At 46.7% G+C, this 23,062-nt stretch carries 19 protein-coding genes; 11 read left to right on the forward strand and 8 right to left on the reverse strand.

Annotated features, from left to right (window positions below; all coding sequences use genetic code 11):
- Nucleotides 1–21 precede the first annotated feature (21 nt).
- Entirely contained in the window at nucleotides 22–396 is a 375-nt protein-coding gene (locus tag QUA53_RS20575; protein ID WP_333066613.1) for a DUF3110 domain-containing protein, read from the reverse strand.
- 458 nt (nucleotides 397–854) lie between these two features.
- Here QUA53_RS20575 and QUA53_RS20580 point away from each other — a divergent pair, with 458 nt between their 5' ends.
- The 5 genes from QUA53_RS20580 (at nucleotide 855) to QUA53_RS20600 (ending at nucleotide 9,856) form a co-directional block, all read left to right on the forward strand.
- Nucleotides 855–7,520, forward strand: coding sequence for a translocation/assembly module TamB domain-containing protein (locus QUA53_RS20580; RefSeq protein ID WP_333099520.1), 6,666 nt, complete (start codon nucleotides 855–857; stop codon nucleotides 7,518–7,520).
- 56 nt (nucleotides 7,521–7,576) lie between these two features.
- Nucleotides 7,577–8,806 (forward strand): clostripain-related cysteine peptidase, encoded by a 1,230-nt coding sequence (locus tag QUA53_RS20585; RefSeq protein ID WP_333099519.1) that lies wholly within the window; start codon nucleotides 7,577–7,579, stop codon nucleotides 8,804–8,806.
- Between the two features lie 165 nt (nucleotides 8,807–8,971).
- Nucleotides 8,972–9,337, forward strand: coding sequence for a hypothetical protein (locus QUA53_RS20590; RefSeq protein ID WP_333099518.1), 366 nt, complete (start codon nucleotides 8,972–8,974; stop codon nucleotides 9,335–9,337).
- Between the two features lie 190 nt (nucleotides 9,338–9,527).
- Complete coding sequence (locus tag QUA53_RS20595) at nucleotides 9,528–9,731, forward strand: hypothetical protein (RefSeq protein ID WP_333099517.1); 204 nt, start codon at nucleotides 9,528–9,530, stop codon at nucleotides 9,729–9,731.
- Between the two features lie 2 nt (nucleotides 9,732–9,733).
- The gene (locus QUA53_RS20600) at nucleotides 9,734–9,856 is read left to right on the forward strand and encodes a DUF4351 domain-containing protein (protein ID WP_333099516.1); all 123 of its coding nucleotides are present in this window, start codon (nucleotides 9,734–9,736) and stop codon (nucleotides 9,854–9,856) included.
- Nucleotides 9,857–9,989: 133 nt separating this feature from the next.
- Here QUA53_RS20600 and QUA53_RS20605 read toward each other — a convergent pair whose 3' ends face one another.
- The 5 genes from QUA53_RS20605 to QUA53_RS20625 all read right to left on the reverse strand — a co-directional run bounded on the left by QUA53_RS20605 (nucleotide 9,990) and on the right by QUA53_RS20625 (nucleotide 13,053).
- The gene (locus QUA53_RS20605) at nucleotides 9,990–10,493 is read right to left on the reverse strand and encodes a DUF2243 domain-containing protein (protein WP_333099515.1); all 504 of its coding nucleotides are present in this window, start codon (nucleotides 10,491–10,493) and stop codon (nucleotides 9,990–9,992) included.
- 18 nt (nucleotides 10,494–10,511) lie between these two features.
- Nucleotides 10,512–10,700 carry a hypothetical protein gene (locus QUA53_RS20610; protein WP_333099513.1) on the reverse strand — a complete coding sequence of 63 codons (189 nt, stop codon included), beginning with the start codon at nucleotides 10,698–10,700 and terminating at the stop codon, nucleotides 10,512–10,514.
- Between the two features lie 116 nt (nucleotides 10,701–10,816).
- Nucleotides 10,817–11,299: a hypothetical protein gene (locus QUA53_RS20615; RefSeq protein WP_333099512.1), complete on the reverse strand. Its 483-nt coding sequence runs from the start codon at nucleotides 11,297–11,299 to the stop codon at nucleotides 10,817–10,819.
- Nucleotides 11,299–11,709 (reverse strand): hypothetical protein, encoded by a 411-nt coding sequence (locus QUA53_RS20620; RefSeq protein WP_333099511.1) that lies wholly within the window; start codon nucleotides 11,707–11,709, stop codon nucleotides 11,299–11,301. Before QUA53_RS20620 ends, QUA53_RS20615 begins: the two co-directional genes overlap by 1 nt.
- A 57-nt stretch (nucleotides 11,710–11,766) precedes the next feature.
- The gene (locus QUA53_RS20625) at nucleotides 11,767–13,053 is read right to left on the reverse strand and encodes a serine/threonine-protein kinase (protein ID WP_333099510.1); all 1,287 of its coding nucleotides are present in this window, start codon (nucleotides 13,051–13,053) and stop codon (nucleotides 11,767–11,769) included.
- Nucleotides 13,054–13,347: 294 nt separating this feature from the next.
- Here QUA53_RS20625 and ispG point away from each other — a divergent pair, with 294 nt between their 5' ends.
- Nucleotides 13,348–14,568 carry a (E)-4-hydroxy-3-methylbut-2-enyl-diphosphate synthase gene (ispG, locus tag QUA53_RS20630; RefSeq protein ID WP_015174611.1) on the forward strand — a complete coding sequence of 407 codons (1,221 nt, stop codon included), beginning with the start codon at nucleotides 13,348–13,350 and terminating at the stop codon, nucleotides 14,566–14,568.
- A gap of 336 nt (nucleotides 14,569–14,904) precedes the next feature.
- The gene (gene ctpC / locus QUA53_RS20635; RefSeq protein WP_333099508.1) at nucleotides 14,905–16,260 is read left to right on the forward strand and encodes a carboxyl-terminal processing protease CtpC; all 1,356 of its coding nucleotides are present in this window, start codon (nucleotides 14,905–14,907) and stop codon (nucleotides 16,258–16,260) included.
- Between the two features lie 529 nt (nucleotides 16,261–16,789).
- Here the strand turns inward: ctpC and QUA53_RS20640 are convergent.
- Entirely contained in the window at nucleotides 16,790–16,996 is a 207-nt protein-coding gene (locus QUA53_RS20640) for a DDE transposase family protein (protein WP_333099506.1), read from the reverse strand.
- 299 nt (nucleotides 16,997–17,295) lie between these two features.
- Between QUA53_RS20640 and QUA53_RS20645 the strand changes: the two genes are divergently transcribed.
- A complete protein-coding gene (locus QUA53_RS20645) occupies nucleotides 17,296–19,866 on the forward strand; it encodes a heavy metal translocating P-type ATPase (RefSeq protein ID WP_333099505.1) in 2,571 nt (856 codons plus the stop codon).
- Nucleotides 19,867–19,965: 99 nt separating this feature from the next.
- Here QUA53_RS20645 and QUA53_RS20650 read toward each other — a convergent pair whose 3' ends face one another.
- A complete protein-coding gene (locus QUA53_RS20650; RefSeq protein ID WP_190659999.1) occupies nucleotides 19,966–20,313 on the reverse strand; it encodes a hypothetical protein in 348 nt (115 codons plus the stop codon).
- A 105-nt stretch (nucleotides 20,314–20,418) separates the two neighbouring features.
- Between QUA53_RS20650 and tmk the strand changes: the two genes are divergently transcribed.
- The 3 genes from tmk to msrA all read left to right on the forward strand — a co-directional run bounded on the left by tmk (nucleotide 20,419) and on the right by msrA (nucleotide 22,814).
- Nucleotides 20,419–21,087 (forward strand): dTMP kinase, encoded by a 669-nt coding sequence (gene tmk, locus QUA53_RS20655; protein ID WP_333099504.1) that lies wholly within the window; start codon nucleotides 20,419–20,421, stop codon nucleotides 21,085–21,087.
- A 251-nt stretch (nucleotides 21,088–21,338) separates the two neighbouring features.
- Complete coding sequence (locus tag QUA53_RS20660) at nucleotides 21,339–22,301, forward strand: DNA polymerase III subunit delta' (protein WP_333099502.1); 963 nt, start codon at nucleotides 21,339–21,341, stop codon at nucleotides 22,299–22,301.
- A gap of 27 nt (nucleotides 22,302–22,328) precedes the next feature.
- Nucleotides 22,329–22,814 (forward strand): peptide-methionine (S)-S-oxide reductase MsrA, encoded by a 486-nt coding sequence (gene msrA, locus QUA53_RS20665; protein WP_445304972.1) that lies wholly within the window; start codon nucleotides 22,329–22,331, stop codon nucleotides 22,812–22,814.
- Nucleotides 22,815–23,062: the final 248 nt, after the last annotated feature.

The raw sequence follows: 23,062 nt of genomic DNA on the forward strand, positions 1-23,062 counted from the left end.
TCTACTAATGACTGCTGACTCTCACAAAAGTCCTTCGAGTCGGCGGCGAATAGAATCCAGTTCGTTTTGGGAAACGTCAGAATCTGGATCTGGATCGGGTTCGGGCTCCGGCTGCCACTGAGTCTGTGTTACATTGTCTTCTGGCGGGATCGCCAGCGCGCCTGCAGGCACCAGTTCCCAATCATAATCAACACTGTCGCAGAACTCCTTAATTTCCTCCTCGTCGATCGCCTCAACCGTGGGCTCTGGGAAATCCTGAGCTTCCAACATCACGCCAAAGCGGGTGGCGTCGTCTTCTGACTCAAACATCAGAACTTTATTGCGATCGCCGAGTTGAATGGTATGAATTCCCTCATTCTCGGTGCGGGCATTGAAGAGTAAGACGAACACTCGCATAAGTTTTAAAGACCTTCTTAACCACCGTTTTTTTATCTTAGGAGCGATCGGGCAACCGATTTTAAATTTTATATTTTAGATTTTAGATTGACCACCGATCCTGCACTGGCGGGATCGAAAGGAATTGGGGCATTTGGACGACTTGGTTTGATATTTGAGATTTGAGATTGACCGCCGATCCCGCACAGCGGGGGGAATCTAGGGGATTTGGGGGAGCTGGAGGACTTGGTTTTAGGTGGTATTGCGTGTTTTGATTAAGTTCGGTAAAGGTTTCTGGAGTCTACTCTGGAGTGGGGGCGTGCCTTTTGCGTGCGTTCGACCCGGGGATCGGCACTTCCGACCTCACTTTTGAGTCTACCAAAGGCAGAAGGCACCCTGGCGAATCACACAGATTATACCTGTCTAAAATCGGCTGATTTCCTATAATTCCTGAATTCTCTGATTTTTGAGAAACACCCATGACTAACTCGGACGATAACAAAAATCAACTCGCACCCCGTCCCCATCGCCGCTGGTGGCGTCTGCTGCTGCTTAGCGGTACGGGATTAAGTATTCTCGCCTTGGTGGGGGCGGCCGTAGGATACCAGTGGGTGCGGGAAAAGTTAGCTCCTTTGGTGGAAACGGAAGTCAGTCAGTTGCTGAAGCGACCTGTGCAACTCGGACGTTTGGAGGGATTTTCTCTGACAGGTTTGCGGTTTGGCCGATCGACTTTACCTGCAACTCCTACCGATCCCGATTACGCTTCTACTGAAGCAGTGGAAGTGCAGTTTTCGGTTTTGCCACTGCTGTTCAACCGCACTCTCAAATTAGATATTACCCTAGTTAAACCCAGCGCTTATATCGAACAAGATGCTCAAGGCCGCTGGGTTAATATTCCAACAGCAGAGCGGAAATCTCCGGGTTTATTTAAAACTGAAGTTGAGGCAATTCGAGCTGAAAATGTCGCCGCAGTTTTGGTGCCGAGTCCCGCAGTCGGACAGAAAACTTCGGCTCCCATTTCTGTAAGCTTGAAAAATGGCAGCGCTCTATTTCGCGACCAAAATAAGCGCGTTCTCTACGAACTAAACGGTCAGTTTACTAACAGCGATAACTTTATACTTAAAGCTGATTCTATTTTACCGACCGCTCAAACTAACGTGCAGTTGCAAGGTCAAAATTTGCCTTTGCCCGACCTCGCTCGCTTGCTGAAACTTCCCCGCATTTATTTACAAAAAGGTCTGGCTAATGGCAATTTAACCGTGAAATTGCGAGACAATAAAGTATCGGAAATTACTGGAACCGCTAGTTTTGGAGGAGTGCAAGCGAGTATTTCTCCGCTGAAACAGATCGTACAAAATAGCAGCGGTCAGTTGCGGTTTCAGGGAACTAATGTGATTGTCGATAGTCTGGCGGCTAATTACGGTTTAATTCCGCTTAGAATAGCAGGAACAGTTGCCACTGGAACCAATTTTAATTTGGAGAACGCTAGCTTCAATCTGACAACGAACGTGCAACCAGTCGCTTTGGCAAGTGTTGTCAGTGCGGTGGAGACAGAGTTAGGGAAGAAAGTAGTATTACCCGTGGCTGTGGCGGGGGAAGTGAAGGCGGATGCCAAGCTGACTGGAACAGTTGCAATGCCGGTGCTGACAGGTGCGATCGCCTCGACAAAACCCGCTACAGTCGATCGCCTGCAATTAAACAATATTAGCACTAATTTCAAATTGGAACGGGGGAGAATGGCTCAAACCCCAAATCCCAATTCTCAATCTTCTATTCCCCCGTTTTCCTCTTTAGGTTTGACTTTGAGCGATATTTTGGTAGTGCCGGCGGCGGGTGGTAAAATTGGCGGGAAAGGTGAAGTCGATATTAGGTTGGGAAGTGAGAATTCCCGATCGGGTTTGGTGTTTGACTTGCAAGCTGAAAATGTACCCGGAGACGCGATCGCCCAAATTTACGCTCTCCCAATTCCTGCTGGTGTTAATATTGGCAATGTCTCCGCAAAAGCTCAAATTTTCGGCCCGTTAGACAACATTCAAGCGAGAGTTCAATGGCAAGCACCGCAAGGAACTTTTCCCGCAGCGGGCGAAATTAGAGCCGCAAGGAATTCGGCAGATTTGCAAAATACAGTTGTGAAAATTGGCAACGCTTCTGTTAACGTGGATGCTGCGCTAAAAGACCGTCAGTGGCAAGCTATCATCGAGGGCGATCGCTTGGCCCTCAAAAGTTTGCAGCAAGTTCTGCCAGACCTTAATTTACCTCCTGAAGTAGCGGGTTTGGTCAGCGGAACTGTGGAAGCTGCGGGAACTTTGGACGATTTGAGTTTAAATGCGATCGCTGCGACGGGCAAAGGAACGCTGAATATTGCTGACAGTATTGTTGATGTTAATGGCGAACTAGAATCGGGGAACTGGCAAGTTGTTGGCAACACTGAAAAAGTTGCTGTAAATCAATTAATTGATATTGGCTTGCCGTTTTTAACACGGGAAACGACCGCCAATCAAGACAATCTAAAATCCAAAATCCAAAATCTCAAATCGCTTGGCGGACAGCTAGCAGGTGAATTTCAAGTCGCGGGAAAAGTTGGCAATTTGACTGCTGGCGGAATCAATGTTAATGCCAACGGTAGGCTAAATTTTGCCGACAGTAATGTGAATTTACAAGGAGAATTGGTAGCGGGAAACTGGGAAGCAAAAGCAGAAACAAATCGCACTTCCATCAACCGCTTGGTAGATTTGGCACTGCCGATTTTAGATGTGGCTTCAGCATTCAATCCCGAAAATCAGCAATCGGCAAATCTCAACAATCTCAAATCCAAAATCCAAAATCTAAAATCGATTGACGGACTGCTATCGAGTCAAATTACAGCATCGGGAAGTCTTGACAATTTGACTGCTAGCAGCATCAATGCTAACGGCAGCGGCAGACTCAATCTTGCAGGCAGCAATGTTAATTTAAAAGGAGAATTGGTAGCCGGAAACTGGCAAGCAACAGCAGAAACCGATCGCACTTCCATCAGGCGCTTAGGAGATTTAGGATTGCCCCTGTTAGATGTTGGCTTAGCTTTCACTGCTGACAATCCTCAAACAGTCGCCAACCTCAACAATCTCAAATCCAAAATCCAAAATCTCCAATCGCTTGACGGACAAATATCGAATCAAATTCAAGCCAGTGGCAATCTTGATAATTCAACAGCCGCCGATATTTCTGTCAACAGCAGCGGCCAACTCAATATTGCCGACGGTACTGTTGCTTTTAGAGGTAAATTACAAGACAGACGCTGGCAAGCTTTCGCCGATGCCGATCGAGTTATTCTCAGCCGCTTAGAACAAACTGTTCGCAATCTCCAACTGTTTCCGCTAACGGCGACTTTGCCTAAAGGATTTGACGGCAGAGTTAACGGCGAATTCCAAGCAGCGGGCAGTTTGGATAACTTGACAGCCAAGGGAATTAGTGCTAGCGGAGAAGGACGGATTTTGGTCGATCGACTCGGGGCGATCGATACTACAGCCAAATTAGAAAACGGCAACTTGCAAGCATTGCTGGAAACCAACGGAATTGCCGTCAGTAATTTAGAACAAACCCTCAAACAAACCGGTTTGCTGACAGCGGATTTACCGCCAGAAATTAACGGAACCCTCGACGGCAAAGTCCGCATTTTGGGAACAGTAGACAATCTAACCGCCAACGGTATCACCGCCAACGGCGACGGACAAATTCGACTCGCCAACGGCGGAGGAATTGTCAATGCTAAAGGCCGCGCAGAATCGGGGAATTGGCGGGCGTCTATTGAGGGCGAGCAAATTGCTCTAAGTCCCTTCCAGCAAGCCTTTGAAGCGCAGCGACAAAGCTTGCAAACCGGAGGTGTAGTCTCCGGTGCCCAAAATCTCCCCCAGCTTAAAGGACTGTTTAACGGCAATATCAATTTATCCGGCCCGATTGCCGCTTCCCCACAAACAGTTCGCGCCGGCGGCAGTTTCCGCATCTCGGAATTGCCGTTTTTGAAACAACCTTTTGAGGCAGTATTTAATTGGGATGGCAAACGGGTGGAAATTGAGAACGCCACAACTCCAGGTTTGACAGCAAACGGCTTTGTTAACGTCGAACTCGGAGGTAAAGGAGGGCCCTCAATTTCTAACTTAGATTTGGATGTCAAACTCGCCAACTTTAACCTGGAAGCCTTACCAGCAGAACAGTTAGCATTTTTGTCTGCAATTGCGGACAAAAATTCCTCACAGCAAAACCCACCCCTGCGCGGCAATGTAGATTTTACCGGCAGCCTCACCGGAACCCTCGCCGAACTCAGCTTAGTGGGCGACGTGGAAGTGCGAAATTTAGCAGTAAATCAAATCGCTTTTGACCCGGTACTGGCGGGGAGTGTGAATGCGGATGCTGGGAAAAGTGTAGATTTGCGTTTGGCCGGCGCAAGCGACAAAATTGAAGTAGCTTTAAATCAATCTTTTCTGCCGACATCTTTCTTAATTCAACGCGGGGAATCTGTCGCTAGGGGCCAAACCGAGGGAGAAACTTTGCGAGTTAATTTAAGCGATTTTCCCCTGGCTGCTTTGAATCTCACACCGGGGAAAGAGGCCGGTTTGGGGCCGATAACCGGTACGGTTTCGGGACAAGTAAATGTGCCCGGTTGGAAGATGCCGTTAAATCCGGCGACTTTGCAAGCAAGCGGACAAATTGCGATCGCCCAACCGGCGATCGGCTACATTAAAGGTGACAGTTTCCAAGCCGAATTCAGCTACGCTAACGGCAGCGCCACTCTCACAAATGGCATATTCCGCCAAGGCAGCGGTCAATACTTAATTTCCGGCAATGTTCAAACAGGCGCCAACCCGCAATTTGCCGGGAAAGTTAACGTCCAGCAAGGCAATTTGCAGCAGGTTTTAACCGCTTTGCAATATTTCAATTTAGGTGACTTAGCTAGAGGCTTAAAACCTCCCGTTTACGGTGACAGCGGCGACGTGCAAACTGTAGCAGTCGGAGAACCGGATGCCCCGCTAATCGAACAGTTGCGCCGCTTGGCAGAAATTGAAACTATTTTGCAGCAGCAGCAGGCAGTGAAATCATCAGAAAAATTGCCTCCCTTATCTGAATTGCAAGGCACTTTTGGCGCGGAAATTGCTGTCGCAGGTTCTTTGCAAACGGGCGTGCAAGCTCAATTTAACGTGAAAGGCGATAACTGGCAGTGGGGAAGATATGTCGCTGAAAAGTTCAGCATTGAAGGCAGTTTTCAGGACGGGATTTTAACTGTTTTGCCTTTGGAAATTCGATCGGGCAAAAGTGCGATCGGCTTTTCGGGACAACTCGGGCAAAAAGCTCAATCCGGGCAGTTGCGGATAGAAAATGTGCCGGTGGAAGAGTTGGCAAAACTGGTGGAATTGCCTTTTGTGGATGTCACGGGAAATCTGAATTTGCGGGCGAATTTGGCCGGCAGTTTGGAAAACCCGCAAGCCACGGGAGAATTGAGTTTGGTTGAGGGTACGCTAAACGGAGAACCGATTAAACAAGCCGACGGCAGTTTCAGTTACAGCAACGCCCGCCTGAATTTTGGCGGCAGCGCTTTGGTAACTCAAACCGAACCGATTGAAGTGCAGGGAAGTTTGCCTTTTGAGTTGCCCTTTGCAGCCGTGAAAGCTGATAGCAATCAAATAGATGTGAGGGCGAATTTGCAAAATGAAGGTTTGGCAATTATTAATGTATTGACTCCGCAAGTGGCGTGGGTCAGCGGTCAGGGACAGGTGCAAATTCGCGTCGGAGGGACGCTGCAAGACCCTGTAGCGCAAGGAATCGCGAATTTTGAAAATGCAACCGTCCGGGCGAGAGCCTTCCCAGAACCGCTGACAGGGCTGACTGGGACGGTGCGCTTCGAGGGCGATCGTATTCGGGTAGAGGGAATTCGGGGACAGTTGAGTCAGGGGCAAGTTGTGGCCGCTGGCGTGATTCCGTTGTCTGTGCCCTTCGCCGAGGGCGATGTCGATGCGGATAATCCCCTGGCTGTCAATCTCGACAAGTTGGCAGTGAACCTCAGAGGATTGTACAGCGGCGGCGTAGTCGGTCAAGTGCAGGCAAGGGGCACGGCGAGGCGCCCGCAGTTGAGCGGTAATATTGAACTGTACAACGGCGAAGTATTTCTCCGGAGTCCCGGCGGCGGCACAACTGAGTTAGCTTCTTCCTCTTCTGCTTCCGATTCTGATTCGACATCTTCTGCTTCTCCTGCGACTGAGGTTTCTGCTTCCCCTGCGACTGAGGTTTCTGCTTCTCCTGCGACTCCGACTTCCCCTTCCTTTGAAGTTGGATTGAACGATTTGCGGCTGAATTTGGGCCGGGGAATCCGGGTCACAAGTGCGCCGATATTGAGTTTTCAGGCGACTGGGGGCTTGACGGTGAATGGAACTTTAGATGACCTTCGCCCGGAGGGTACGATTCGGTTGACCTCCGGGTCGGTGAATTTGTTTACGACAGAGTTTAGACTCGATCGAGGATACCCGCAGACTGCGACCTTTGTACCAACACAAGGACTCGATCCGACGCTGGATGTGAGATTAGCAACTTCGGTGCAGGAAGTAACGCGGTTCCGCACTCCCGGCACATCTGTAGCCTCTGAAATCGCAGACGAACCGACAAGTTTCGGCAATGTGCGGAGTGTCCGAATTCAAGCGTTGGTGCAGGGAAGGGCTTCTCAGTTGGCGGAAAGTCTGGAGTTGAGGAGTTCTCCGAGTCGATCGCAAACAGAGATTGTAGCGCTGTTGGGCGGCAGTTTCGTGCAGACTTTGGGACAAGGAGACAGTACGCTGGCGATCGCAAATCTAGCTGGTGCGGGTTTATTGAACAACATTCAATCTGCGATTACTAACGCCACAGGATTGAGCGAATTTCGCTTATTTCCCACTCGGATTAGAGGTAACGAAGCACAAACAGCTAGTTCGAGTTCAGGTGCGGGTTCTCTCGGTTTAGGTTTAGAAGTTGGGTTTGACATCACGCGCAATATTTCAGCATCAATCATTCGAGTTCTGTCAGCCAATCAACCGACAGAATTTACTGTGCGCTATCGAGTGAGCGATAAAATTTTACTCAGAAGTTCGAGTAATTTTCAAGGAGACAACCGCGTCACTGCTGAATATGAATTGAGGTTTTAGTTAGCAAAAAATACCGTTTACAAAAATCTGACTATCCTCAACCCGGAGCAGAGAAGGTGAAAAGAAGGGAAGCCATAAAACTGATAACAGTAAGTATTAGTTCTTTAACAGAGACAATATATCGCTCTGGAGACCAATATATGCTTGGAAGTACGGTAAAAAATCATTATGACTGGATATTACTATACTGGATGCCCTATGACAATAATCTCTCAAGATTCGGACAACCAATTCTTCAAATGCTAAGTAAAGGTGTAAAAAATAATAAGGTTTTGGTAGTCGTACAATCAGACTTTAGTGGAGCAGCACAAGTTTCTAGAAGTCTGATTAGCCAAGGTAAAGTTGATACGCAATACTTAGAAACAGCAGATAGTAGTAGTGCAGAAGTCTTGAGTGAGTATCTGACTTGGGCCCAATCTCAATTTCAAGCCAAACGCTGGGCTATTGTGTTTTTAGGTCATAGTGGAACGCTTATGGAAATCAGCCCCGACGAGCATCCCACGTCCCCTTTAATTTCAGAAATTAGATGGATGAATCTTCAAAAAATAAATCAAGTTATATTGAATTTTAACCGCTCTGTAAAGGGAAATATAGACTTATTATTTTTCCAAAATTGTAATAAAGGAAATATTGAAGTACACCATACCTTCCAAAATACTGCTAAGTATACGCTTTCATCTCAACTGCAACTTGGAGCGCCCAATTACTATTATGAGCAATTGTTAAGCCATTTGAGCGATTATCCAGACATTGATGGTTCTCAGCTAGCTAAAAAGATTATGGATTATGAACAGCCTGATATGTACCATAGTTTGACATTAACTAACAATCATTATTTCCGCTATTTTACCGAAAAAGTTAATGTTGTGATTGATTCTATTTTGCAAGCAGATATTGCGCCAGTGAAAGTTTTTATATCCTCAATTTTAGGACCTGAAGTCAATTTTTCCAATAACACTACTGTAGTAGTTTATCGTAACTTTGGAGAAACCTTTGTTGATTTCGCAAATTTTTTACAAAAACTTACCGAATTATCAGGTGCAAGTCCGTCAGCCTGTAACGATTTATTGTTATTTTTCAATAATTTCCTTATTCAGAGAGTGCAACAGCATGGTGAATTACTTGACTCAAGAATTAGACATAAGTATAAAAGCTTATCAGGTTTAGGCTTGTTCTTACCTAGAAATCGGCAGAAACTGGAAAAGTATTTGTATTTATCGGTTTATTCAGACTTAAAGCTTGTAGAGCTTTTTGAGGCAGTTGTATTCGAGACAAAAAAGAACTAAAGGGATTGGGGATATTTTACTTTTCCGAATTGACAGAAGCAGTCTGGGAGGTAAAATAACAGCCAGCATTCGCTCCCAATTACCACTTCCGAATGCTATAATATAAATAGCAGAATTAAAGCCCTGCTGCCAACCCCGCACACAAGGTTATAGGAGTTAAGTCAAATGGCAAACAAACTCCAAGTAAAAACAGAGTCGATCGGCTACAGCGACTTTTACTGGAACCGCTTTAGTCCGAGAGTTGCGACTATCAGCAGTGTCCGCAATGCCAATCACTGGGACGGCGGATTTATCACCTATATTGCATTTCCCACAAAAGTAGAAGCTACAGCAGCAATGAAATATTTGCTCTTGCATCAAAAAGCTGCTGATGTCGATATGCGGAAAGCCAAGCGAATGAAAGCAAAAGGCATTCGGTGGGAACTCAAAATTCGGGGTTTAGCTTTTAATGAAGTGCTGAAGCTTGCGACGATGGATATAACTGGAAAGCTAGTTATGTCGCCGGCAGCTACTACTCAAGCCACAGGCTGATAATTGAAAAACTTCGTAGTTGCGCTAAGGGTGGTAAAGCGCAACTACCAACCTAAAAATCCCTAAAATATTGCATTTTCCTTCTTCCTTCTACAAGATGCGTTTCATCAGCCCCAAAGCAGACTTTGCATACAAAAGAATATTTTGATCTTCCGGACATCCAGAAATTTTAATCAGCTTCCTAAATGCAATGCTGTATAGCGGAGAACCAACCATCCAAGAAATAGAAATCATTGACCTTTATTCAGCAGGAAGCGTTACAGGATTGAAAGACACTTACCTGGATGTCAAAGCCAAGATTGTCGGCAACAAAACCGTGGTTGTGGAACTTCAGGTACTCAACGCCGCCACCAAGGAATCGAACAGGGTAAAATTGAGGGGGAAAGAGGATTAATTATGCGTCCGATCGTGCGGCGGGTGGGTGATGTTAAACTGGAAGTTCAAACTCGCATCCAGGGATTATCTGCGGAACAGTTAGATGATTTGCGAGAAGCTTTTTTGGATTTTAGGAGTCAATAGGATTTGATTGTCTGGTTGGAGTCGGATGCTGGATGAACTGATGAGTTAAAAAGAGACTCAACGGTTGAAACGGTCGAGCCTCATCGCGGATTTTTAACGGGGATTTAGTAGAATTCTCAATCTCTGCATTCATTTAAACTTTAGTATCTGCGGGAACTTCACTCTGTACCAGAGTCCAACCTAACAGCGCTAAAATAAGACCCAGAGCCAGAAATCCTAAATCCCAAGCTAACTCGTTGATACCTGGTTTGACGTGGTGGATTCCCAAAATTTGATGGTCAACAATGCCTTCAACAAAGTCAAACAATCCAGCACCAATTAATATTGAACCCAAAAAAGTAGGAGTTGACAAAGGAACATCTTTGCGCTTCACAGCACTCCACAAACAGAAGATTCCCGCCACTGTTATCAACCAATCCGCAGCGTGAAACAATCCATCTCCGAGGGTATTTAATTCTAGACCGGCAACGGTAGCATCGGTTTTAACGCTGCTAAACATATGGTGCCACTGGAGGAGTTGGTGCAGCACAATGCCGTCAAAAAAGCCGGATTGACCGATACCGAGGAGAATTCCTGCGATAATGAGAGGTCGGCGGTTGTTAACAGCGGTGGCTGGTGAGTTTGTGCGATCGTCCAATAGAAAACCTCAGATGCTTTAACTGCTGAACCCTAGCCTGTGAAGAGAGTTGCAAGTACATTTTTTAGTTTTGCTGGGGAGGAGGGGCGATCGCATCATCCGCGAGAGAGATTTCTGGAGTGAAGTGCGATCGCGCCTTGATTTTTGATGGATGATGGGAAAGTGCGATCGAATCTTGCCTGCAATAACTTCTACAACACCATCCACATACTAATTGATAGTTTTAATTACATTAAACCTCAACATATTTGCATAAAGTCCTGGCTTCAGGAATAGACGAACCCGATTGACGCAACTCTTCTAAATGAAAAACTATTGCTGCTTTAATTTGCTGTTCGACTTCCTCGATTGTTGTTCCTGTTCCTAGGCATGAGGCGCTCTCTGGTAAAATAAGCAGAAGAATTGCTTTCGGATTTCCCGATGGGAATTAAATCTCGATTGTTGTTCCTGTTGCTAGGCATCTGGGTACCTCGGGCAACATAAGCAAAAGATTTGCTTTCTGATTTCCGGAGGGGAATTAAATAAATTCTAATTCTGCTTTGACTATCTGCTTTTGGGTTTGCCAACACCATAGACCCTTCTGGCGTCAATTCCCATCTGTCGCGAGGCGAATTTGTTTCTACATATCGTTTAACCAAGCCATCAACAGCCAGTTTTTTTAAGACAACCATCATGTCAGGTTCTCGCGGTACATCTCTACGGGAAAGTGCACTCGCGAGTTCGTACCAACTCCACTTTCCTTGACCTTTAGCTACTAATTCCAGCAGCACTAATTCAAGCTGGGTTAATTGAGTTAGGTTTTTCATCAAAATTCCTCTACGCTCGGATGAAATAAAACGCCGAATCCTTCTTTTAATTTATAATCTTCCAGAGTAGCTGTGTGAGCATTGTTCCAAAGTTCATAAGCCTCATCCGGGTCAGCGGGTTGTCCAGTTGGGTAGCCAAGCTTTTTATACCTGAGATACTCGCGTAACTCGTGAGTATAAAAGCGTAAATCAACAGGCTCAGCTACAAGGGTTTGGGTGGTGATACCTCTTAACCTTTCAACCATTCTTAGCTCAGCTTCACCAACGGGATTAAATCTGCGAACATGAGCTTCAACTAAGGCAACGCCTTTATCAGTAATTTTAACATTTTGATAAGATAAGTTGAGAATCTTTCCGCCAGCTTTCGAGGGATTGAAGGGTCTGCCACTTATTGCACCTTTTTCTATCATTTTATTCAAGTGGCTTTAATCTATCCGTAGTTAACAAAGTTCTGAAACCTTTAGATGTTAAACTCTACAAGTCTCGACGCGAGAGAAGAGACTTAACAAGCCACAAGCTAACCCCTTACGTCCTCGGCCTGGGAGGTGACCTTCTGGTGCTTTGGTGTTGAATTTGAGATCTCTATAATCCAACCCGTTACTATTCACACGCCAACCTAACCTATCTAGGAATGCTTCCCATATTTTACTATCAAATTCCCTGGTTCCCCCCAGACTTTGATAAATGCGCTTCTGCACCGAAAAGCCGAAGCGCTGATTACTGTATTTTACCCAAAGTTGGTCAATCGTTCGTAAGTCTTCACAGGGGAATCGATCGATATCTTCATCCCTCAGCCAGCCTTCACTTGTTCTATCCGCTACTTCCAGCATTTTTTTTACCGTTTCCAGATCCGCCTCTTTCCATTCTTCGCTAGCCAATAGCCGATCGAGTTGACGATAATCGACTCCTTTTGCTGAAATCAATTTTACAGGTTGTGACATGGTGGCTTGTGGAAGCATAGCCAACCATTGTTGCACTGAGTGAGGCCGATTTGTCACATCCATTTCCATCCCTTTCATAATTGCCTGATGCACCGCATCGCTAATATTAGGATTAATCTCAAACGGCGGCCTTAAAGGATGATTTAAAGCCCTCATAAATGCAGCAGTTGGCGGTGTTCTCGTTAGCAGATAGTATAGCGTTGCCGCCAGAGCATAAACATCTGTGTACTCAGCAAATCTGCCACTTTCTCCGTACTGTTCGGGAGGCGCAAAACCATGTGTTAATCCAAAAGTCATTTGCTGAGTGCGATCTGGAATAAAACCCCGTGCCAAACCAAAATCAATCAAAACAGCATCTTGATTGTCACGCACCATAATGTTTGGTGGCTTGATATCCCGATGTAATAAACCTTTTTCGTGAACTACTATTACGGCTTCTCCTGCTTTGCGGATGTAGTTTAAAGCTTCAGTTTCTGACAAAATACCGCGCCTTTCCACCCATTTCCACAAATCTTCTCCTGCCACATATTCCATCGCAATACAAGGCAAATCACCGTCAATGAAATAGGTGTCTATTTGCACAATATTTGGATGCCTGCACAAAGATAGCAGTAGTGCCTCTTGCAGGAATCTTTCCCGATACCGGGCAAAATCTGGATCGCTCAATAATTCATCTTTCAGCGTTTTGATGACAACCGGCTGCCTGTTTTGCGCCTTCTGCGCTAGGTACGTGACCCCAAAGCCGCCCTCACCTAACTTGCCTTCAATGATATACCGATCGCCATTTAACCCCTGCCCCTGTGTCCAAACCATTCTCCTCACCGCCAACCAATATTAATTTTTATCTCGGCCTAGCCTGTATTTTAACTGTATTTTTTAGGTTGGGTTTAGTTCCACCAGCCCAACTTCAGTTAGCCTTCCCGGTGATGGTTGGCTTTTAGTTCGATCGCCCTTTTCCGACATAATTCGATCGACAAATTCGCAGCAATCTCATTAAGAATCATAAATCGTAAAACCTCTTTGTCCAAACAGACCCTTTCTATGGCAACCTGAAAAACAGCAGACACATTTTTATAGACCTTAGTAACAAAACTCTACCAACCAGTTATGCAAACTCTGCCGAACCCCACTAAAACCGCATCTAGCCAACCGATTTTCGACACCACCATCAAACGCCGCAAAACCCGGCCCGTCAAAGTCGGTAGCGTCACCATCGGCGGCGGCAACCCCGTCGTCGTACAATCGATGATTAACGAAGACACCCTCGACATCGACGGTTCAGTCGCCGGAATTCGGCGCTTGCACGAGATTGGCTGCGAAATCGTCCGCGTCACCGTGCCCAGCATGGCCCACGCCAAAGCATTAGCCGAAATCAAGCAAAAACTGCACGCCACCTACCAACCCGTGCCCCTCGTGGCCGATGTCCACCACAACGGCATGAAAATTGCCCTCGAAGTGGCGAAACACGTAGACAAAGTGAGAATCAATCCCGGACTTTACGTGTTCGAGAAGCCGAAAGCCGACAGAACCGAATACACCGACGCCGAATTCGCGGAAATTGGGGAAAAAATCCGCGAAACCCTGGAACCTCTGGTGATTTCCCTGCGCGACCAAGGCAAAGCTTTGCGAATCGGCGTCAATCACGGTTCCCTCGCCGAACGGATGCTTTTTACTTACGGCGACACGCCCGAAGGCATGGTAGAATCGGCCCTGGAATTCATTAAAATTTGCGAATCCCTCGACTTCCGCAACATCGTACTCTCCCTGAAAGCCTCCCGCGCGCCGGTGATGGTGGCTGCTTACCGCTTGATGGTGCACCGGATGGACGAACTCGGCATGGATTACCCGCTGCATCTCGGCGTCACGGAAGCAGGAGACGGGGAATACGGCCGCATCAAATCCACCGCAGGCCTCGCACCTTTGTTAGCTGACGGTATCGGCGACACCATCCGCGTCTCGCTGACAGAGGCCCCAGAAAAGGAGATTCCCGTTTGCTACAGCATTCTGCAAGCCTTGGGACTGCGGAAAACGATGGTTGAGTATGTCGCTTGTCCTTCCTGCGGTCGCACTTTGTTTAATTTAGAGGAAGTGTTACACAAAGTGAGAGAGGCGACGAAGCATCTCACGGGTTTGGATATAGCAGTAATGGGCTGTATTGTCAATGGTCCGGGAGAAATGGCTGATGCTGATTACGGCTACGTCGGGAAGCAACCGGGTTATATTTCGCTGTACCGGGGCCGGGAAGAAATTAAGAAAGTCCCGGAAGACCGAGGCGTGGCAGAATTGATTGATTTGATTAAATCGGACGATCGCTGGGTCGATCCTTAATAGCTGTCGTTAGCGCAGCCCTCGGAGAGGATCGTCCCTAATGCGTGTTTTTAAACCCGGAGATCCCCCCTAACCCCCCTTAGTAAGGGGGGGACAAGAGCGCTCAAAGTCCTTGTTAAGGGGGGACAATAACGCTCAAAGTCCCCCTTCTTAAGGGGGATTTAGGGGGATCGAGACTTTGATACAAACGAAAGAGATAGAGGGTTTCAGTCTTAAGTTGACACCGCAGAACTCGGCAAAGTGGAATAATATATGTACGCCAAACGCGAGCCGGCCTTGCCTGTGTTAGATTGAGCGTAATTATTCTGAACTCTTTTCCTCCCGCGCGTCAGACAAATGGTTATAACAAAACGAGGGCTTGTTCTAAGTGCAGCAGCAGTGGTACTCACTGCTGTAACTCTTGCGAACACTGGTTGCAGTTCTAAATCTCTGGCTTCTTTTCGGGGAAGCCCTAAAGAGTTGGTTGATGAAGTTTGGCAAATTATTGACAAAAGTTATGTAGATGGCACTTTTAACCAGGTTGACTGGAAAGCGGTGCGGAATGATTATTTGAACCGGACTTATACCAGCGACGAGGAAGCTTACAAAGCAATTCGGGAAATGCTGAAGAAGCTGGACGATCCTTATACGCGGTTTATGGACCCTCAAGAGTTCAGAAATATGCAGGTTGACACTTCTGGGGAACTGACAGGAGTTGGGATTCAGTTGACTCAAGATGAGGAAACCAAAAAGTTGGTGGTGATTTCGCCGATCGAAGATACCCCTGCTTTTACTGCTGGTATTCTGGCAAAAGATATTATTACTAAGATTGACGGCAAGAGCACCGAAGGCATGGATACGAATCAAGCGGTAAGTTTGATTCGCGGCCAGGTGAATACTGAAGTGACGCTGACAATTTTGCGGGGAAGCAAGGAATTAGAATTTAAGCTGAAACGCGCTAAAATTGAAATTCATCCTGTGCGGCAGTCGGTGCAGAAAACTCCCATCGGAGAAGTCGGCTATATTCGCTTAAATCAGTTCAGTGCGAATGCTGCATCGGAAATGCGATCGGCAATTAAGGAGTTGGAACAGAAAAAGGTAACGGGCTATATTTTAGACTTGCGTTCCAATCCCGGCGGGTTGCTGTACGGAAGTATTGAAATTGCTCGGATGTGGCTCAAAGAAGGTACGATCGTCTCAACGGTCGATCGAGTCGGTGAAGCCGATAAACAAACGGCAAACAAGGCAGAGCTCACAGACAAACCGCTAGTTGTGCTGGTAGACGGCGGTTCCGCAAGTGCTAGCGAGATTCTATCCGGTGCTTTGCAAGACAACAAACGCGCGGTTTTGGTGGGAACAAAGACGTTTGGTAAAGGTTTAGTTCAGTCAGTACGCGGCGTGGGAAATGGTGCCGGTTTGGCGGTGACAATTGCCAAGTATTTTACTCCCAACGGCACTGATATCAACCACGCCGGGATTGAACCGGATTTTAAGGTAGAACTCACCGACGCTCAAAAACAGGAATTGAGGCGCGATCGCGATAAAATTGCTACGACGGCCGATCCCCAGTACGCCAAAGCTATGGAAGTTTTGACACAGCAAGTTACTGGTAAAACAGGGAACAATAAGGCGGAGTCGAAACCGAATGCAGCGCCCCCTAAACCGAATGCGGCGCAAGCAAAACCGAGTGCAGCACCTTCTAAATCTAGGTAGAAAACCTGTGTAGGGTTTCAGTTAAAAAAAGCATTCGGGGGAAGATTTACGGCTAAAAGCCCAGATTTTAAACTCGAATGCTTCGCTATTTTTTGCAATCCGTCATTGCGAGTCAATCGATTTTAGATTTTAGATTTTAGATTTTAGATTGAAGCATTGACCCCAGGGATAAATTCGGGACACAAGTTTCATCGGATACAGGTTTTTTATTTCTGGACGGATGAATCCGGGGGCTTGTATCCTGGATGCTTTCGGTCATCTCAAGTCCGGTGGCATCGTCGGGCGTAAAATTCCGTCAACAGTCAACAATCCCGGACGGTGCCACCGGCATTGATCTAATTCATCTGCGTTAATCTGTGTTGCATCTGCCTTCATCTGCGGTTAAAAAAGATAATTTATTCACTGCAGATGATAATGGATTGACGCTGATTCACGCAGATGATGACAAGAGAGATATCAAGAATTCCGATGCTAACAGATTTGAGATCGCGTTAGCTTTCGCGATGCGGAGGAAAGTAATAGTAATTCGTCATTGCGGTTGGCATTTGCCGGCGCGAATTAATCCGATGCGGCGGGCGATGGCATCTTCGGTAGAATCGTAAGGGCCCCACTTTTCAATAATACTGGGGTTTTGTTCTTCAAGTTGCGCGATCCTCTGCGAGGGCTCCGCCAACGGCAAAATTTCGCAATTACCCGCAGGACGTTTGACAATATAAAATTTTGGTGTTTCTGTCATAGCTAAATTCGTCAAATAAAAGCTGGATACTAACTAGGCAATTGGCTCATTATATCAAATAGCGAAACGGCAATGCCGTGTCCCAAGTGTGTCTTAGCATTAAACTCGCCGTCCTACAGTAGTTGAAACCCCTCCCCGACTGCGGATTTAACCGCCTGCAACTAATAAGAATAAAAAAAAACTAACACTTTGGGAAGATGCCACAATCTTTATTTATGATAAATATATAGACATTTGTCTAAACAGTGCATTAAACCCTTTCTGAAGTGGCGAAATATTCTAATCAATACCAAAAAACCATGCAATTTCTACCCAAAACAATCCCCGAAATTCAACCAGAAATCATATCAGTTAAAGAATCACCGCCAGAACTTGTTACTTTCGATGTCGGCGGGATGAAATGTGCCGGCTGCGCGAAAGCTGTGGAACGCCAACTCATGCAATATTCAGGCGTAATTTCAGCTTGCGTTAACTTAGCCGTAGAAGTCGCCACGGTTGAGTGTCAACCGGGGACTGTCGATGCAGAGGCTTTAGCGAAAAAGTTGACTGATAATGGATTTCCCTCTCAGTCTCGTTTAGGTGAAAATCAGCGGGAAGCAGAAGCGGCAACAATTGAACGGCGACAGCAAGAAATTCGACAGCAAATCAAGCAATTGACGATCGCCCTAATCCTAATTATTTTATCCGGTTTAGGTCACGTACTCGGCACAAAAGCCCCAATTCTCAGCAATATTTGGTTTCACTGGGGACTCGCCACCCTAGCTTTGCTGCTACCGGGCCGTTCGATTATTGTTGACGGGTGCCGCAGTTTGTGGCGAAATGCACCCAATATGAATACTTTGGTAGCTTTAGGCGCTGTCACAGCTTACACCGCTAGCAACGCGGCGCTGCTGTTTCCACGGATGGGATGGGAATGTTTTTTTGACGAACCGGTGATGCTGCTTGGCTTTATTTTGTTGGGCAAAACTCTCGAACAGCAAGCCAGACGCCGCGCTGCATCAGCTTTACAAGCTTTAATCGCATTGCAACCGGCAAAAGCCCGCTTAGTTGATTTTAAACTTTCGAGTTTAGATTTGCGATCGCAAGAATTGCCTTTAAACTCGACATCAGAGGTCTACGATCCACAATACATAGAAATTCCCGCCGATCGCGTCCGAGTCGGAGAATGGCTGCAAGTTTTGCCCGGAGAAAAAATACCAGTAGACGGCGAAATTTGCGAAGGTAAAACAACCATAGATGAGTCGATGCTGACTGGTGAATCGCTGCCGGTTTTGAAGCAGCCAGGAGATACAGTTGCGGCGGGAACTATCAATAAATCCGGAGCAGTTGTGATGCGCGCAACTCGCACCGGTAAGGAAACAACTGTAGCTCAAATGGTGGCTTTGGTGCAGGCAGCCCAAACTCGCAAAGCGCCGATTCAAAATTTAGCTGATACTGTCGCGGGATATTTTGTCTATGGGGTAATGGCGATATCGGTTTTAACTTTCCTATTTTGGTATTTTGCCGGGACTCATATTTGGCCTTCTGTGCTTTTAGGACACGGGGCGATGGATATGGGACACGGGGCAATGAATATGGGAAATGAATTGCCAATTATCCATTATCAATCGCCTTTGCTCTTAAGTTTGAAATTGGCGATCGCCGTTTTAGTCATTGCTTGTCCTTGCGCTTTGGGACTGGCTACCCCAACTGCAATTTTAGTCGGTTCTGGCATCGGGGCGGAGCGCGGACTTTTAATTCGCGGTGGTGATGTTTTAGAACGGGTGCATCAATTAGATACGGTGGTTTTTGACAAGACGGGTACTCTGACAACCGGAAATCTCACACTCACAGATTATTTGCCGATTTTCCAGAATTCGGAGTGGGATTTGAACTCAGATATTAATGTTGGTAACAAACAAGATGTTTGTTCCACAATTGAGGGAGTTTCTGGTAACAGCCAAGATGCCTGTTCCACAATTGAGGGAGTTTCTGGTAACAGCCAAGATGCCTGTTCCACAATTGACTCAAAACTGCTGCAAATTGCGGCGGCGGTGGAAAGGGGCGCTTCTCATCCCATCGCCGCAGCGATTTTGCTGGAAGCTCAACAGCAAGGTTTGCCGCTGCTAGCTGCTGAGGATTTCTGCACGGAACCTGGTTTCGGGGTTTCTGCTGTGGTGGAGGGCCGGCGGGTGTTCGCGGGGAATGCTGAGTGGATGAAGAAGCAGGGGGTCGCTGTGGCGACGGAATTGTCGGGGTCTTTGCAAGGCAAAACGGCGGTTTACGTGGCTTCTGGGGGCGTTTTGCTGGGGGTAATCGGGCTAAAAGATACTCTGAGGCCAGATGCTAAGGCGGCGGTGGAACGTTTGCGGGGCATGGGATTGCGGGTGATGATGCTGACGGGGGATACGGCGTCTGCGGCGGCGACGACGGCGCAGCAGCTAGATTTGGCGACGGCTGATGTTTTGGCCGAGGTGCGGCCGGAGGGGAAGGCGAGGGCGATCGCGGCTTTGCAAGCCCAAGGCTGTAAAGTGGCTGTGGTGGGGGATGGTATCAATGACGCGCCGGCTTTGGCTCAAGCTGATGTCGGTATCGGTTTGCACTGCGGCACTGATGTCGCAGTTGAGACTGCTCAAATTGTGCTGATGCGAAATGCTTTGATGGATGTTGTTGAGTCGATCGAGCTGGGGCGCGCTACTTTTAATAAGATTCGCCAAAATTTATTTTGGGCTTTTGGTTACAATACTCTGGGAATTCCGGTTGCAGCCGGTCTTTTGCTGCCTGCAACCGGAATTCTACTCAGTCCTGCGGCGGCCGGAGCATTTATGGCGTTTAGTTCTGTTAGCGTGGTTACAAATTCTTTGTTTTTGCGCCGGGGATTTAGAACTTAAATTTAGGGATTGCATATAAAAGTCAGAGGTCATTGGTCATTAGCCACCAACTAATGACTAATGACTAATGAGTGAGGACTAATGACTAATGACTGATGGCTACAGTGCCATACTTTCCAAGAGTCGCCAGTTATTGTTGTTCATAATTGAACGACTAACTAGCTCGAACATTTGACGGCAGTGGTTGTTGGTTTGCAGGGGCAGTTCCTCGTTTTTAATCACGAAGTTCATGCGAACCTCTGAGTCGCTAGCCGTGTTTTTCTCAATTAGGACTTCTGCGGTGACAAGTTTGGCAATGGAAACTTGACCGGGAAGCTCGCGAGCCATGACGGAATCTCCTGTATTGTAGATAATATCAAGATTGCATGACTCTAAAATTTCAATCAGGGACTGACGGAGACGGTCGATCGGAACGGCAACGATAAAAAAACCAGTATAGCGAGCCATAGACAACTCCAGCCGTGAGGCATTTAGACTTTATTATCATACCGAACCTAGAAGAGATGAACAGAACAATATGGATTTATTTTATTCCGGTGGGAAGTTAGGGCAATGAAGGGCAAACTTATCGTGTTTGAGGGGGTTGAAGGTGCGGGTAAAACTACGCAAATGCAGCGGCTGATAGATTGGTTGCAAGCAAGTTGCTTTCTGACAGTCCGGTTGGTGGCGACTCGCGAACCGGGGGGTACTGAGTTGGGAAGGGGACTGCGACATTTGCTGCTAAAACAAGATTCGGGAGAATTGGTATGCGATCGAGCAGAATTAATGATGTATGCTGCCGATCGCGCTCAACACGTTGAAACTTTTCTCAAACCCGAGTTATCGAAGGGAACGATTGTTTTATGCGATCGCTTTACTGACTCTACGATTGCTTATCAGGGCTACGGCCGCGGTCTTAAGTTAAATTTAATTAAGCAGTTGAATGAAATTGCCACCGGCGGCTTGGAAAGCGATCTGACTTTGTGGCTCGATATTAATGTGGAGATGGGTTTGGCGAGGGTAAGGGATCGGGGAGGGTGCGATCGGATCGAGCAAGCTGATTTGAAGTTTCACCGCCTTGTGCAGCAAGGTTTTGCGGAGTTAGCCGAGGAAAATAAATCTCGAATTGTCCGGATAAATGCCGATCGCCCTGAATATGAAGTCGCTCAGGAAATCCAAACTATTGTAACTCGCAGGTTAGAAGCTTGGGGATATTTAAATAATACCTCTTCTGAAAATTAGGGTTACATCATATCTAGAAACACTACAATGCCGTACCCTGCTCCAGGAACTTACAACTTAACATTGTTAACTCAAAACAATTATTGAGCCGTCCATTAAACCAAAATAACCTTTTTGTATTATAGCAACCACCACCGACGCTTAAGATGTTCTTAATTGGTGACACCCTAGATTTTATTCCTTCATCCTTCTTCCTGATATCCGTTACATCCCTTACATAATACGTTGCCGAACTTCCTTCTTCCGCAAACATGAATTATTTCACATCATTAATCGGACAAGAGCGACCAGTAGAATTGCTAACACAAGCAGTCGAGCGAAACCGAATTGCTCCTGGTTATTTATTTGTCGGCTCTAACGGCATCGGCAAAAGTTTAGCTGCTCAGTCTTTCATCGAGCTTTTATTCTCAGCCAATCTTGCCGAAACCCGATTAATAGCCTCCGTGCAAAATCGCGTGAGGCAGCGAAATCATCCAGACTTGCTCTGGGTAGAACCAACTTACATGAACCAAGGTAAACGGCTTACGCCAAAGGAAGCAGAGGAAGCCGGTTTAAAGCGGAAAGCACCGCCACAAATTCGCTTAGAACAAGTTCGAGAAATCGGTGAATTTCTCAGCCGACCACCGCTAGAAGCTGGGCGTTCAGTCGTAGTTTTGGAACAAGCAGAAACAATGGGTGAGGGAGCCGCTAACGGCTTGCTGAAAACATTGGAAGAACCGGGAAAAGCAGCGCTAATTTTAATTGCTCCGACAGTGGAAGCTTTGCTGCCAACTTTGATTTCCCGCTGTCAAAAAATCCAGTTTTCTCGGCTGAATACCCAAGCAATGGCACAAGTTTTGCAGCAAGCCGGATTCGCGGAGATTTTGGATCGTCCGGAGGTACTGGGGATGGCTCAGGGCAGTCCTGGGGAGGCAATTGCTATTTGGCAGCAACTGCAATCAATGCCAGAGGATTTGCTGCAAAAGGTGAAGCAGTTACCTCAAAATCTGGGGTCTGCTTTGGAATTGGCCAAGGAAATTGATAAAACTTTAGATACTGAATCTCAGTTGTGGTTAATCGATTATTTACAGCACTGTTACTGGCAACAATTTTTGGCAGGGAGAATTAGTCGATCGCCCTTAGAGCCCTTGGAAAAAGCACGACAATATTTGCTAAACTACGTACAACCGCGATTGGTTTGGGAATGCACGCTAATGGGAATATGTCAAGCATAACCTAGTGCCGAGTTTGAGCGCAATACGATGAGTAACACGATGGAAAAAGCCACATTTGCAGCAGGTTGTTTTTGGGGAGTTGAACACAAGTTTCGCGCCGTTGTGGGTGTAGTCTCGACTGCTGCGGGCTACACCGGAGGTCACTGGCCGAACCCGTGCTACCTGGATGTTTGCGCCAGAGTCACGGGTCACACTGAATCTGTGCTGGTAGAGTACGATCGATCGCAGGTGAGTTACGAAGCACTGCTAGATGTATTTTGGAACTGTCACGATCCTACCCAAATCAATCGCCAAGGCCCCGACAGAGGCGAACAGTACAGGTCTGTAATTTTTTATCACAATTGGGAACAAGAAAAAGCCGCTCGCGCCTCCAAAAAAAAATTGCAAACTTCCGGTAAATACGACAAAGATATTGCCACCGAAATCAAACCTGCTGCTGAATTTTATATGGCAGAGGATTACCACCAGCAATATATTGAGAAGAAGCGAAATTTGTCAAATTTTATTAGTTAAAAAGTAGGCAGACGCGACCCCAAATAAAAGATTTTACGGGCGGCTAAGGCAATAATATAAACGAGCGACAGTTTATTATTAATGCAAAACCCAGTCTCCCCCAAGCCATGTTTATTTCCACCTACTCAGTAATAAATCATTAGTGATGAGATAGTGTTTGCTAGGGGCAATCACCCCTTGTAAGCCTATGCGATATGCGAGATAAATTTCAGATTGGACAATTGCTAAAAGAATATAGATTCGGTTTT

Source organism: Microcoleus sp. Pol12B3 (assembly GCF_036701355.1).
In the GTDB taxonomy this organism is placed as follows: domain Bacteria; phylum Cyanobacteriota; class Cyanobacteriia; order Cyanobacteriales; family Microcoleaceae; genus Microcoleus.